This window comes from Streptomyces sp. NPDC000941 (assembly GCF_053599555.1).
This window is the reverse complement of sequence record NZ_JBSFMM010000004.1, coordinates 19,685-33,009: the sequence shown is the minus strand read 5'-3', so window position 1 is coordinate 33,009 and position 13,325 is coordinate 19,685. Positions and strand designations below refer to the sequence as shown.

General features: G+C 71.3%; 13 protein-coding genes. 4 read left to right on the top strand and 9 right to left on the bottom strand.

Annotation, left to right across the window (positions count from 1 at the left end):
* Nucleotides 1-37: 37 nt before the first annotated feature.
* The gene (locus tag ACWDSL_RS02415; protein WP_450480886.1) at nucleotides 38-1,246 is read left to right on the top strand and encodes an amino acid deaminase/aldolase; all 1,209 of its coding nucleotides are present in this window, start codon (nucleotides 38-40) and stop codon (nucleotides 1,244-1,246) included.
* Between the two features lie 36 nt (nucleotides 1,247-1,282).
* On the opposite strand, the gene ACWDSL_RS02410 is transcribed toward ACWDSL_RS02415, so the two are convergent.
* From ACWDSL_RS02410 to ACWDSL_RS02395, 4 genes are all read right to left on the bottom strand, one after another.
* Entirely contained in the window at nucleotides 1,283-2,293 is a 1,011-nt protein-coding gene (locus ACWDSL_RS02410; RefSeq protein WP_450480884.1) for a DUF2510 domain-containing protein, read from the bottom strand.
* A 66-nt stretch (nucleotides 2,294-2,359) separates the two neighbouring features.
* Nucleotides 2,360-3,169, bottom strand: a complete 810-nt coding sequence (locus ACWDSL_RS02405) for a 3-oxoacyl-ACP reductase (RefSeq protein ID WP_450480882.1) — start codon at nucleotides 3,167-3,169, stop codon at nucleotides 2,360-2,362.
* A gap of 1 nt (nucleotide 3,170) precedes the next feature.
* Nucleotides 3,171-4,574: an aldehyde dehydrogenase family protein gene (locus ACWDSL_RS02400; protein WP_450480880.1), complete on the bottom strand. Its 1,404-nt coding sequence runs from the start codon at nucleotides 4,572-4,574 to the stop codon at nucleotides 3,171-3,173.
* Nucleotides 4,575-4,585: 11 nt separating this feature from the next.
* The gene (locus tag ACWDSL_RS02395; protein ID WP_450480878.1) at nucleotides 4,586-5,953 is read right to left on the bottom strand and encodes a glutamine synthetase family protein; all 1,368 of its coding nucleotides are present in this window, start codon (nucleotides 5,951-5,953) and stop codon (nucleotides 4,586-4,588) included.
* Between the two features lie 101 nt (nucleotides 5,954-6,054).
* Between ACWDSL_RS02395 and ACWDSL_RS02390 the strand changes: the two genes are divergently transcribed.
* From ACWDSL_RS02390 to ACWDSL_RS02380, 3 genes are all read left to right on the top strand, one after another.
* Complete coding sequence (locus tag ACWDSL_RS02390; protein WP_450480876.1) at nucleotides 6,055-6,867, top strand: FadR/GntR family transcriptional regulator; 813 nt, start codon at nucleotides 6,055-6,057, stop codon at nucleotides 6,865-6,867.
* Between the two features lie 99 nt (nucleotides 6,868-6,966).
* The gene (eat, locus tag ACWDSL_RS02385; protein ID WP_450480874.1) at nucleotides 6,967-8,436 is read left to right on the top strand and encodes an ethanolamine permease; all 1,470 of its coding nucleotides are present in this window, start codon (nucleotides 6,967-6,969) and stop codon (nucleotides 8,434-8,436) included.
* 16 nt (nucleotides 8,437-8,452) lie between these two features.
* Entirely contained in the window at nucleotides 8,453-9,163 is a 711-nt protein-coding gene (locus ACWDSL_RS02380) for a gamma-glutamyl-gamma-aminobutyrate hydrolase family protein (RefSeq protein ID WP_450480872.1), read from the top strand.
* Nucleotides 9,164-9,256: 93 nt separating this feature from the next.
* Here ACWDSL_RS02380 and ACWDSL_RS02375 read toward each other — a convergent pair whose 3' ends face one another.
* The 5 genes from ACWDSL_RS02375 to ACWDSL_RS02355 form a co-directional block, all read right to left on the bottom strand.
* The gene (locus tag ACWDSL_RS02375) at nucleotides 9,257-9,655 is read right to left on the bottom strand and encodes a hypothetical protein (RefSeq protein WP_450480870.1); all 399 of its coding nucleotides are present in this window, start codon (nucleotides 9,653-9,655) and stop codon (nucleotides 9,257-9,259) included.
* A gap of 183 nt (nucleotides 9,656-9,838) precedes the next feature.
* On the bottom strand, nucleotides 9,839-10,147 hold the full coding sequence (locus ACWDSL_RS02370; RefSeq protein WP_043489613.1) for a trypco2 family protein: 309 nt from the start codon (nucleotides 10,145-10,147) through the stop codon (nucleotides 9,839-9,841).
* Between the two features lie 121 nt (nucleotides 10,148-10,268).
* Nucleotides 10,269-10,679 (bottom strand): hypothetical protein, encoded by a 411-nt coding sequence (locus ACWDSL_RS02365; RefSeq protein WP_450480868.1) that lies wholly within the window; start codon nucleotides 10,677-10,679, stop codon nucleotides 10,269-10,271.
* Between the two features lie 104 nt (nucleotides 10,680-10,783).
* On the bottom strand, nucleotides 10,784-11,671 hold the full coding sequence (locus ACWDSL_RS02360) for a chitosanase (protein ID WP_450480866.1): 888 nt from the start codon (nucleotides 11,669-11,671) through the stop codon (nucleotides 10,784-10,786).
* A 409-nt stretch (nucleotides 11,672-12,080) separates the two neighbouring features.
* Nucleotides 12,081-13,322, bottom strand: a complete 1,242-nt coding sequence (locus tag ACWDSL_RS02355) for an MBL fold metallo-hydrolase (protein WP_450480865.1) — start codon at nucleotides 13,320-13,322, stop codon at nucleotides 12,081-12,083.
* Nucleotides 13,323-13,325 lie beyond the last annotated feature (3 nt).

Genomic DNA, 13,325 nt, shown 5'->3' with positions numbered 1-13,325 from the left:
CTACCCGGTGGTAACGGCCGTCTGGCAAGCTTCGGCCATGTCCGCACTCCCCGCTGATCTCCCTGCCGAGCGTGCCCGTTACGACCGGGCCACCGCTCATCTCGAGGCACCGCTGGCGATCGTCGATCTGCGGGCCTTCGACGCCAACGCCCGGGATCTGGTGCGGCGGGCGCACGGCAAGCCGATCCGGGTGGCGAGCAAGTCGGTGCGGTGCCGCGCGCTGCTCGACCGGGCGCTGGCCAAGGACGGCTTCGCGGGCATCATGAGCTTCACGCTCGCGGAGTCGCTGTGGCTGGCGCGCGAGGGGTACGAGGATGTCCTGCTCGCCTATCCGTCAACCGACCGGGACGGGTTCGCCGCGCTGACCGGCGATCCCAAACTCGCCGCCGCCGTGACGGTGATGGTGGACGATATGAGCCACCTCGACCTGATCGAGAGCGTGCGCTCCGGGACCGAAGAGGTCCGGGTCTGCCTGGAGTTGGACACCTCGCTGCGGCTGCTGGGCGGCCGGGTACGGATCGGCGCGCTGCGCTCGCCGCTGCGCGACCCGGCCCGGCTGGCCGAACTGGCGGAGGCGATCCAGCGCCGCCCGGGGTTCCGCGTCGTCGGGCTGATGGGGTACGAGGGGCATGTGGCGGGCGTGGGCGACGCGCTGGCCGGGCGCCCGCTGCGGTCCCGCGCCATCCGGCTGATGCAGTCCGCCGCGCGCCGTGAGCTGGCCGAGCGGCGCGCGGCCGTGGTGCGCGCCGTTCGGGCGGTGGCGGATCTGGAGTTCGTGAACGGAGGCGGCACGGGCAGCGTGCAGCACACCGCCGCCGAGGGCGCGGTGACGGAGATCGCCGCCGGATCCGGGCTCTACCAGCCCCGGCTGTTCGACAACTACACCTCCTTCCGCGGCCGCCCCGCGGCCCTCTTCGCCCAGCCGGTGGTGCGCCGGCCGGGCGTGGGCGTGGTGACGGTGCTCGGCGGCGGCTACCCGGCCTCGGGCGCGGCGGGCCGGGACCGGCTGCCGGTGCCGTATCTGCCGGAGGGGCTGGCCTACGACCCGATGGAGGGGCCGGGCGAGGTGCAGACCCCACTGCTGGGGACGCCCGCCGACGATCTGCTGATCGGCGACAAGGTGTGGTTCCGGCACGCCAAGGCCGGGGAGCTGTGCGAGCGCTTCGAGATGCTGCACCTGGTCGACGGGGACCGGGTGGTGGACACGGTGCCCACGTACCGGGGCGAGGGCCGCACCTACCTGTGACGGTGGATGCCCGGATGCCCCGGACGGGGACCGGGGTCAGACGGACTCGCCGTTGCCGCTGTCGCCCAGCGCCCTGATGCCCTTGACGATCTTGTCCATGTCGGACAGCGGCGGTGCCTTGTCGCTGACGTCGAATCCGAAGCGCACCAGGACCATGGTGTCGGGCAGGAGAGGTGAGGGGAAGGCGACGGTCTGGACGTAGCCGTCCTCGCCCTTCTTCGTGATCACCTTCCAGCGCACCAGGTAGCCCTTCTGCCCGGCGACCGTGACCGCCTCGGACTTGAGCTGCTTGTGCGAGGTGATCCCGCCGTACGACTCCTTGCCGTTCTGCGGGTTCTTGCCGTAGGAGCTCTCCGCGGCCTGCTTGATGTCCTCCTTGGCGATGCCCTCCGCGGACTTGGCCTTGAACCCCGTGGCCGGCATGGAGAAGACTCCGCCGCGCAGGCAGTTGCTCTTCGCGTCGTTCGGGCAGGGATAGGTGTCCTCTGTGGTGACGCCCGCACCGCCCGCGCTGCTGCGGCCTTCCTTCCAGCCGTCCAGGACCGGCAGGCTGATGCCGTTCAGGGCGTCCTCGGCGATGCTCGGATCGTCGGAGGGCGCGGGGGCGGTGGGGGTGTCGGTGGGGCCGCCCGGGCCCCCTCCGTCGTCGCCGCCGGAGGCGCCCCCGTTGCTGTTCCAGCCGTTGTCCCCGCCGCTGCTGCCGTCCGGGGCGGGCGCGGATGTGGTGGCGGTCGGCCCGGGCTTGGCCCCACCGCGGTCGTCGGACCCTCCGTCGTCGTCGCCCAGCAGCGCGATGCCGCCCACGATGGCGGCGGCCACGACGGCCGCCACCACGACGGCCGCCGCGATCTTCGGGCCGCGGCCCCGCGCGGAGGTGCCGGTCTCTCCCGGCGTATAGACGGGCACGGGCGGGCCGAACGTCTGGCTCGTCGGTCCCGGGGCCTCCCGGGTGTGCTCGGTCCAGCCGAACCCGTCCCACCAGCGTTCGGGGGCGGGGCCGAGGCCGGTGTAGCCGGGGTCCGGGTACCAGCCCGGGGGTGTCGTCATGCTCACGCCGTCACCCTATGGCCACGCGTCCACTCCGTACACCGGACCGTCCCAACCCCTGCGCGCTCACACCGGGGTGACATACGCCCCCGCGATGCCACCGTCGACCAGGAACTCCGCGGCGTTGACGAACGAGGAGTCGTCGCTGGCGAGGAACGCGACCGCGGCGGCGATCTCCTCCGGTTCGGCGAAGCGCCCCACCGGGATGTGCACCAGGCGGCGCGCGGCGCGCTCGGGGTCCTTGGCGAACAGCTCCTTCAGCAGCGGGGTGTTGACCGGGCCGGGGCACAGCGCGTTGACCCGGATGCCCTCGCGGGCGAACTGCACGCCCAGCTCGCGCGACATCGCCAGCACCCCGCCCTTCGACGCCGTGTAGCTGATCTGCGAGGTCGCGGCGCCCATGACGGCCACGAAGGAGGCCGTGTTGATGATCGACCCCTTGCCCTGCCGCTGCATATAGGGCAGCGCGGCCTTGCAGCACAGATAGACGGAGGTGAGGTTGACCTCCTGGACCCGCTTCCAGGCGTCCAGGCCGGTGGTGAGGATCGAGTCGTCGTCGGGCGGCGAGATGCCCGCGTTGTTGAAGGCCACGTCGACCGAGCCGTAGGTGTCGTACGCGGTCTTGAACAGCGCCTCGACCTGCTCGGGGTCGGTGACGTCCACCCGGACGTACAGCCCGCCGACCTCGTCGGCCGCGGCCTTGCCCGCGCTCTCGTCGATGTCGGCGCAGACGACCCGCGCGCCCTCGGAGGCCAGACGGCGCGCGGTGGCCAGGCCGATACCGCTGCCCGCCCCGGTGACGACGACGGTACGGCCCACCAGGCGGCGGCAGACCGGGGCCTCGGGGGGCTCGGAGGTGTTCGGGCTGTCGGTCACGTCACTGCTCCTCGGTGCTGATGAAGACGTTCTTGGTCTCGGTGAAGGCCGCCAGCGCGCCGGGCCCCAGCTCCCGCCCGAGGCCGGACTGCTTGTAGCCCCCGAACGGGGTCCAGTAACGCACGCTGCTGTGCGAGTTGACGGACAGGTTCCCGGCGGCGACGGCCCGCGAGACGCGTACGGCGCGGCCCACGTCGCGGGTCCAGATGGAGCCGGACAGGCCGTAGTCGGTCGCGTTGGCCAGCCGTACGGCGTCGGCCTCGTCCTCGAAGGGCAGGACCACGGCGACCGGTCCGAAGATCTCCTCGACGGCGGCGCGGTGGGTGGGCCCGACGCCCTCCAGAACGGTGGCCGGGTACCAGAAGCCCTTGCCCGCCGGGGCCTCGCCGCGGATCGCGACGCGCGCGTCCTCGGCGACGTAGGACCGTACGCGCTCGCGCTGCGCGGCGGAGATCAGCGGGCCCATGGCGGTGCCGGGTTCGGCCGGGTCGCCCACCACGACGGAGCGCACGGCGGGCTCCAGCAGCTCCATGAACCGGTCGTAGACGGCGCGCTGGACCAGGATGCGGCTGCGGGCGCAGCAGTCCTGGCCGGTGTTGTCCAGGAAGGAGCCGGGGGCCGAGCGCGCGGCCAGCTCGATATCGGCGTCGGCGAAGACGATGTTGGGGCTCTTGCCGCCGAGTTCAAGGGTCACGCGCTTCACGTTCGCAGCGCATTTGGCCATGATCCGCTTGCCGACGGCCGTCGACCCGGTGAAGACCACCTTGGCGACGCGCGGGTGCTCGACCAGCGCCTCGCCCGCGACCGGCCCGGCGCCGGGCAGCACCTGGAAGAGCCCGTCGGGGAGCCCCGCCTCGGTGGCGATGTCGGCCAGCCTGAGCGCGGTCAGCGGGGTGGTCTCGGCGGGCTTGAGGAGGACGGCGTTGCCGGCCGCGAGGGCGGGGGCGGTGCCCCAGGCGGCGATCGGCATGGGGAAGTTCCACGGCGCGATGACGGCGACGACGCCGAGCGGCTCCTGGAAGGTGATGTTCAGGCCGCCCGGTACGGGGATCTGGCTCCCGGCGAGCCGTTCCACTCCCCCGGCCGCGTACTCCAGCAGATCGCGGACGTTGCCCGCCTCCCAGCGGGCGTTGCCGAGGGGGTGTCCGGCCTCGCGGACCTCCAGCTGGGCCAGCTCCTCGAGGTGGTCGTCCACGGCGGCGGCGAAGCGGCGCAGCAGCCGCGCGCGGTCGCCGGGCGCCAGGGCGGCCCAGCCGGTCTGGGCGCGGGCGGCCCGGGTGACGGCGGCGTCGATGTCGGCGGGCGTGGCGGCGGGGACGGTGGCGATGACTTCTTCGGTCGCCGGGTTGAGTACCTGGTGTTCGTGCGGGTGCTCGTTGCTCACGTGCGGGTGCTCGTTGCTCACGTGGTGGTTCCTCACATGCGCTCGAAGGACCGGAAGCGCTCCCAGTCCGTGACGGCGGTGTCGTATGCCTCCTGCTCGACACGCGCCATGTTGAGGTAGTGCTCGACGACCTCCTCGCCGAAGGCGGCCCGCGCTATGGGGCTGGTCCGCCACAGCTCGGCGGCGTCGCGCAGGGTGGCCGGGACGTGTTCGGCGTCGCCGTTGTAGGCGTTGCCGGTGCACACCTCGGGGAGCTCCAGCTCCTCCTCGATCCCGTAAAGACCGGCCGCGACCATGCCCGCGACGGCGAGGTAGGGGTTGACGTCGCCGCCCGGGAGGCGGTTCTCCAGGCGGTGGGAGGGGCCGTGGCCGATGATGCGCAGCGCGCAGGTGCGGTTGTCCGGGCCCCAGGCGACGGCGGTGGGCGCGAAGGAGCCGGGGCGGAAGCGCTTGTAGGAGTTGATGTTCGGCGCGTAGAGGAGGGTGAAATCGCGCATCGCGGCCAGCTGCCCGGCGAGGAAGTGGCGCATCGTCTTGGACATGCCGTACGGACCGTCGCCGTCGGCGAGCACGGGCGCCCCCGACTCGTCGCGCAGCGAGAGGTGGATATGGCAGGAGTTGCCCTCGCGCTCGTCGTACTTGGCCATGAAGGTCAGCGCCACGCCCTCCTGGGCGGCGATCTCCTTGGCGCCGGTCTTGTAGATGGCGTGCTGGTCGCAGGTGGTCAGGGCGTCGTCGTAGCGGAAGGCGATCTCGTGCTGGCCGAAGTTGCACTCGCCCTTGGCCGACTCGACGGTCATCCCGGCCGCGCCCATCTCGTTGCGGATGCGGCGCAGCAGGGGCTCGACGCGGCCGGTGCCGAGGACGGAGTAGTCGACGTTGTACTGGTTGGCGGGGGTCAGCCCGCGGTAGCCGGCGCCCCAGGCCTGCTCGTAGGTGTCCTTGAAGACCATGAACTCCAGCTCGGTGCCCGCGTACGCGGTCCAGCCGCGCTCGGCGAGCCGGTCCAGCTGGCGGCGCAGGATCTGGCGCGGGGAGGCGAGCACGGGCGAGCCGTCGTGCCAGGCCAGGTCGGCGGTGATGAGCGCGGTGCCGGGGTTCCAGGGGGTGCGGCGCAGGGTGGCGGTGTCACCATGCATGGCGAAGTCGCCGTAGCCGCGCTCCCAGGAGGACATGGCGTAGCCGTCGACGGTGTTCATATCGGCGTCTACGGCGAGGAGGTAGTTGCACCCTTCGGTGCCGTGCTCCAGGACCTCGTCGAGGAAGAACCGGGCGGCGAACCGCTTGCCCTGGAGCCTGCCCTGCATATCGGTGAAGGCGAGGACGACGGTGTCGATCTCTCCCGCGTCGACGAGCGTGGTCAACTCGTCGACGGAGAGCGGGGGCGTGCGGTCAGCCACGGTGAAGCCTCCTGTCGGTACGACTGGGTACGTCTCGGTGCGCCCGGAGCCATAAGGTATTCGGGTAGACCATTGATTGGGAAGTAGGTGCGGAAAGTTCCATGAACGGCGGCGGAAGCGGCACGGGGGCCACGGGCGGCACTGTGGGCGACCGGCTGGCGCCGGTGCTGCGGCCGGTGCGGGCCGGCAACGGCTTCGAGGAGGCGCTGGAGCGGATACTCCGGATCCTTCGGCTCGGCCTGGTCCCCGAGGGCGAGCGGTTGCCGTCCGAGCGGGAGCTGGCCGAGCGGCTGCGGATCAGCCGGGTGACGCTGCGCGAGGTGCTGAAGGTGCTGGCCGACCAGGGTCTTGTGGAGAGCCGGCGCGGCCGTTACGGCGGCACCTTCGTACGGGCCCGGCCGGAGCCGGCCGGGGGCGGCGAGGACGAACTGCGGCGCCGGATCCGGGAGGTGGACGTCGAGGACACGCTGCGGTTCCGGGAGGTCCTGGAGGTGGGCGCGGCCGGGCTGTGCGCCGCGCACGGGCTGTCCGAGGAGCGCGCCGCCCGGCTGCGGGCCGCCCTCGACGCGACGCGCGACGCACCGCTCGCCGACTACCGCCGGCTGGACACGATGCTCCATCTGACGCTCGCGGAGCTGGCGGGCTCACCCTCGCTCGCCGCCCAGTACGCGGCCGTCCGGGCCACCGTCAACGACCTGCTGGACTGCATCCCGCTGCTGGTGCGCAATCTGGAGCACTCGCAGGCGCAGCACACCGCGCTGGTCGAGGCGGTGCTGGACCGGGACGCCGACGGGGCGCGCGAGGTGATGCGGGAGCACTGCGAGGGCACGGCGGCGCTGCTGCGCGGCTTTCTGTCCGACGACGCGGCTGACGCCACGGGTACGGGTACGGGTATGGATCACGGTCAGCGTTAACGGGCGTTTTACGCAGAGGTCTTGCGCATGCCCGCCGGACAGGGCAAAGGTATGCCTCCAAACCATTGCCCTCGCCTCTCGTGTGGACCAGGAGCATCCATGGCCGACGGAACCGAGTCCCCGCGCACCTCTCTCAGCCCGCCCGGCGGCGCCGCGCCCGCCGAGGACGCCTACCTGGAGCGCCGTACGCTGCGCCGCGGCAGCGCGGGCCCGCTGCTGCTGACCGGCCTCGGCGTCGCGTACGTCGTCTCCGGCGACTTCTCCGGCTGGAACTTCGGCCTGGCGGAGGGCGGCTTCGGCGGTCTGGCCATCGCCGCCGTGCTGATGGGCCTGATGTACACCTGCATGGTCTTCGCCCTCGCCGAACTGGCGGCGATCCTGCCCACGGCGGGCGGCGGCTACGGCTTCGCGCGGCGCGCCCTCGGCACCTGGGGCGGCTTTCTGACCGGCACGGCGATCCTCATCGAGTACGTCCTCGCACCCGCCGCGATCGCCATCTTCATCGGCGACTACGTCGAATCGCTCGGGCTGTTCGGCCTCGAATCCGGCTGGCCGGTCTACCTCGCCTGCTTCGTCATCTTCATCGGCATCCACCTGTGGGGCGTGGGCGAGGCCCTGCGCTTCAGCCTGATCGTCACCGCCATCGCCGTCGCCGCGCTGCTGATCTTCGCGTTCGGTGCCTTCACCGACTTCGACTCCGCCTCCCTCGACGACATCCCGGTCGACCACTCGGCCCTCGGCGCCAGCTCCTGGCTGCCGTTCGGCCTGCTCGGCATCTGGTCGGCGTTCCCCTTCGGCATGTGGTTCTTCCTGGGCGTGGAGGGCGTACCGCTCGCGGCCGAGGAGACCCGCGACCCCGCCCGCACCCTGCCCAGGGCCATGGCCTGGTCGGTGGGCATCCTGCTGGTGCTGGCCCTGCTCACCTTCCTCGCCGCGACCGGCGCGCGCGGCGCGAACGCGGTCCAGGACGCCGGCAACCCCCTCGTCGAGGCGCTACAGCCGGACGGCAAGGCGACCACCCTGTCCCGTATCGTCAACTACGCGGGCCTGGCCGGCCTCGTCGCCTCCTTCTTCTCCCTCATCTACGCCGGCTCACGACAGCTGTTCGCCCTCTCCCGCGCCGGCTACCTCCCCCGCTTCCTCTCCCTCACCAGCCGCCGCAAGGCCCCCTACCTGGGCCTGCTGGTCCCCGGCGCCCTCGGCTTCGCACTCGCGGCGGCGACCGGCGACGGCGCCCGGATGCTCAACGTCGCGGTCTTCGGCGCCACCATCTCGTACGCGCTGATGTCCCTCTCCCACATCGTGCTGCGCCGCCGCGAACCGGGGCTGCACCGCCCGTACCGGACCCCGGGCGGCGTGCTGACCTCCTCCGTCGCCTTCGTCCTGGCCTGCTCGGCGCTCGTGGCCACCTTCCTGGTGGACAAGGACGCCGCCTTCATCGCGCTGGGCGTCTACGCCGTGGCCCTCGCCTACTTCGCCTTCTACAGCCGGCACCGTCTGGTCGCGGCGGCTCCCGAGGAGGAGTTCGCGGCGCTGGCGGAGGCGGAGGCGGAACTGTCCCGCGACTGAGAGATTGGACCCTGCGTTGTCAAAGCCCCCACGTCCCCTCATCGGCATCAGCACCTACCTGGAGTCGGCGGTCGGCTGGGGCGTCTGGCACCAGCCCGCGGCCCTGCTCCCGGCCGGATACCACCGCCTCGTCCAGCGCGCGGGTGGCCTGGCCGTCATGCTGCCGCCGGACGACGCCCCGGCGTCGGCCGCGGCGGTCGTGTCCCGCCTGGACGCCCTGGTCATCTCGGGCGGCCCCGACGTCGAACCCGTACGCTACGGCGCCGAGCCCCACGAACGCACCGGCCCGCCCGCGCGGGAGCGGGACGCGTGGGAACTGGCCCTGATCGACGCGGCGTTGGCGGACGGTGTGCCGCTGCTGGGCATCTGCCGCGGCATGCAACTGCTGAACGTCGCGTTCGGCGGCACGCTCGTCCAGCACCTGGAGGGCCATGTGGGGCCGCCGGGCGTCTTCGAGCGACACGAGGTCAAGCCGGTGCCGGACACGCTGCTGGCCCGGATCGTGCCGGAGGCGGTGTCCGTACCGACGTACCACCATCAGGCGGTGGACCGGCTGGGCGAGGGGCTGGTGGTCTCGGCACGCGCGACGGAGGACGGGACGGTGGAGGCGGTGGAGGTGCCGGGGGGCGCGGGCTTTGTGCTCGGAGTGCAGTGGCATCCGGAGGCGGGTGACGATGTGCGGGTCATGCGGGCGCTGGTCGACGCGGCGGCCGCGGCAAGGGGCTGAACGTCCAGCGCCTCGCCGATCCCCGGCCATGGGCGATCGGGCCCGCCGGAGCAGCTCCGGCGGGCCCGATCAGAAGAGAAGAGAGGACGCCGACTACGCCCAGAACACGGCCGAGTCTTCGTACTCGTAGGGGTGGCCGGACTTGCTGAGGTAGATCTTGATGGAGTAGCCCGCGCCCTCCGTCAAGTCGTGGCCATTCGAGGCACTGTGAGTGACGCAGTTTCCGTTTCCGCCCACGGAAAACTCGTCGTAATAGTGGTAGCCACTGACCTCCAGGTTGACCTTCCAACCGTCGGCCTCGATGTCGCACAGCTCCATGACGTCGCCGTTCGCCCTGAAGCGAACCCGACCGCCCGGGTCGCCGTCGTTGGTGTGCAGCTGATTGTCCCAGGTAGCGGTGGTGGCCGCCCCGGCGGTGGGTGCGCCGAGCAAGGGCACAGCCGCCGCGGCAACGGCCACGGCAAACGCGCTGAGGGTCCTGCGGAACTTCATGTCACTCCCCAAGAGGAAACAAAGCGAAGCAGTGTGCCCGGGGATGCGCACTTTCAACACCCTTGCCATACGCCAGGGTTGAGTGCGGCACATCTGCCTGCTGAGTGGTTGCCGCGAGGAATATAAGAGGTTGGAACAACCATGGTCAACTCCCGTATGCGATGGTTGCGAGCACGGTCGGCCTCAGCGCTCCCCGTCCACCTCGGCGCCGGAGATCCGGGCGGTCGTGGCCGTACCGCCCGGACCGGTCATCGTCGGCTGGAGGGTGAGGGAGATGCGCTGGGTCTCGCTGGTCGAGTACTTGCCGTTGCCGCCCGCCTCGACGACCCAGAAGCGGACCTTGCCATTCGCGCCACCCTCTTTGGTGACGGCCACGGTGACCTCAAGCTCGATCGGGCCGACGTCGAACTTCAGCGCCTCGTCCGCGCCTGCGGCCGCCGCGGCGGTCAGCTGCGCACGCAACTCGCGGATCATCTCCGACAGTTCGACCATCTCCGCCACGGGGTCCCCCTCGTCACTCGTCCCGGAACACGAAACTTTACAAGAGGACACATGGGCGATCGGCCCGCCGGAAGAAGATCCGGCGGGCCGATCGGGAGAGACAACGCTGCGGCTAGGCGACCCAGTCCGACGAGTCGTCGTAGTCCAGGGGGGTGCCGGACTTGCTGAGGTAGATCTGGAAGTAGTAGTGCTGGTTCTCCGTCAGGTCATGGCCGTTCGCGGCGGTGTGGGTGACACAGCTTCCGTTGCCGCCGACGGACATGCGGTCGACCACGTTGCCGGTGTAGCCGTGGACGATCGTCAGGTTGACCTTCCAGCCGTCAGCCTCGATGTCGCACAGCTCCACCTTGTCGCCGTCCGCCTTGAAGCGGACACGGCCGCCCGGGTCGCTGTCGTCGGTGTGCATCTGCTCGTCCCACCAGTCGGCGGTGGCGGCGGCGCTGGCGGTGGGTGCGGTGAGCAGGGGCGCCCCTACCGCGGCGATGGCCACCGCGAACGCGGCGAGGGTCTTGCGGTACTTCATGTCACTTCCCAAGAACAGCATAAGAGGCTTGATCAACAACGGTCCATTATGAACGGGCCGTTGACCGGCAGGAGCCCGGGCTCCCCTGCGGCAGGGAAGGACGGTCAGGAGTTGATCTCGAACGGGTCGCCGTACACCTTCCACTTGAGCGGGGGCTCGAGCCCGAGGTTGCCCTCGTTGAGGAACTTCCGCTGCTCGGTGTCCACCCGGCTGGTGTTGCTGTGCGCCTCCTCGCTCTGCATGGCCTTCTTGCGCGCGTCCAGGAAGGCGTTGAGGTAGGTCTTCTCGTCGCCGCCCTGCGCCGGGGTCTTGGCCTTGGACATGGCGGTCTTGCGGATGCCGCCGAAGCTGTACTTGCTGTCGCCGGGGCCGTGCATGACGATCGCGTCGTAGTAGATGAACTGGCCCAGCGTACCTATTCCGTCGGTCTTGCCCTGGTTGACGGACGGGTTGAAGTAGACGCGGTCGCGCTCGTGTTCCTGCGCGTCCTGGAAGGCCTTGTCCTCGGCGGCCTTCTTCCAGTCCTTGGTGAAGTTGGGGTCGAGGCCGTCGTGGGAGTCGCTGCCGTCGACCTCGCGCAGCGCGGGCAGGTACTTGGCCAGTACGTTGCCGGGCTTGACCTGGGTGTAGTACTCGACGAGTTCGAGCATGTCGCCGGTGCCCGAGCAGAAGCCTATGATCCCGGCGGTGTAACCGCGGCCGTCGTCTATGTCCTCGATGTACTTGAACTGGGCGCGCCAGTCCAGCGAGGAGTTCTCCGCGCTGGAGACCAGCTTCATGGCGATCTCCTTCTTGGCAGGATCGTCCAGGTTCTTCACCGCGGCCGTCCGGTGGTCCGCCGTTACGGCCTGCGCGGCCTGCGCCGCCTTTCCGACCGGCGTGGACGCCGACGAGGGCGTGTGCTCGGCGGCCTGGCCGATTCCGACGCTGGTGAGGACGAGCGCCGCCGGGACGGCTACGGCGGCGGCCACGAGGCCGATCCTCTTGGGCATCTGGATCTCCGTTCCTTGTCGTCTGTGGGGGAAGCGCGCACGGATCGTCGCGGGAAGACGCTCCCGACGATCCGTTAGGAACCTTTCCTAACCATTCAACCGAGCATGCCATGCCCGCGACAAGAGCTAGGAACGAAGAAGACCCCGAAAGCACGGCCCATCGCAGCCGGCCGCCCGTTCCCGGCGATCCCGCGAACGCGATCCCGTCAACGCGGTGCCGCGCACGCGGTGCCGTGAAGGGGCGGCGACAGGCGGCGCCCCAAGGCTCTGGAGCTGGACACGGTGTGCGGCACGCGGACCCAGCCGCGACTGTGCCAGGCCCTGTCCCTGGGCCTGGAGAAACGCGGGCAGATCGCCGACCAGGCGGGGCTGAGCCCCAGCACGCTCGACAAGACGGCCAGGCGGCCCGCTACGCCTGGGGAAGGGGAACCGCGGCGCCCGGGCCGTCGGCCTGGTCTCCAGGGCCGCCGCCGGCCGCCGCGGCGCCACGGCCCGGTACCTGGGGCGAGACCGCCGCCGCCTCCACCGCGCCCGCCGCCGGCCGGGCCGCGATCGCCCGCCACCACGGATCCAGCGGCAGGCCCGCCTCCGGCTCGAAGGGCTCCCCCGGCCGGGGGATGGCCACCCGCGCATCAGCCGCCCGCGCGGCGGTCAGCGTGCCCTCGGCCGGCTCCTCCCAGGGATGCGGGGCGAGGTTGAAGGTGCCCCAGTGGATCGGGAGCATGATCCCCCGGTCCGGCTCGCCGCCCTGGAGATCGACATGCGCCTGCATGCCCTCCTCGGGGGTCATATGGATGTCGGGCCAGAAGTCGCTGTACGCGCCGATCTGGATCATGGTCGCGTCGAACGGGCCGTACTCCGCTCCGATCTCCGCGAAGCCGGGGAAGTATCCGGTGTCCCCGCTGTGGTAGACGCGGTGCTCCGGCCCGGCCACCACCCAGGAGGCCCACAGGGTGTGCTGGGTGTTGCGCAGCGCGCGACCGCAGAAGTGGCGGGCCGGGGTGGCGGTGAACCGCAGGCCGGCGGCCTCCGTCGACTCGCGCCAGTCCAGCTCGGTCATCCGCCGCTCGGGCACGCCCCAGCGCTCCAAGTGGGCACCGACGCCCAGGGGCACCACGAAATGCGCCTCGGAGCGCACCAGGGCGCGGATGGTCGGCATGTCCAGGTGGTCGTAGTGATCGTGGGAGATCACCACCACATCGACCGGCCCCAGCTCGCGCAGCGGCACCGGCACCGGGTGGATCCGCTTCGGCCCGGCGAAGGAGAAGGGCGAGCAGCGATCGCCCCACACCGGGTCGAACAGCACCCGCCGCCCGTCGATCTCCGCCAGCACGGTGGAGTGGCCCATCCAGGTCAGCCGCAGCCCGGAGGCGGGCGGCGTGGCCAGGTCGGCGAGGGTGGTGGGGTGCACCGGCACGGGTCCGGCCGGGGCCCGGCGGACGCGCTCCTCCTTGCGGAAGTACGTGGGCAGGAACTTCAGCATGGAGCCGGACGGCGCGGTGCGGGCGGCCACGGGGTTCACGAAAACGCCGTTCGCGAAGTTCGGCGACCGGCGGATGCGCTCCATGCGCTCTCCGGCCGGGTCCGCCCCGAAGGCGGCGGGGCGCAGGGCGGCGGCGAGCCGGGCACGTTTCTGGCTGGGGCCGGTCACGGC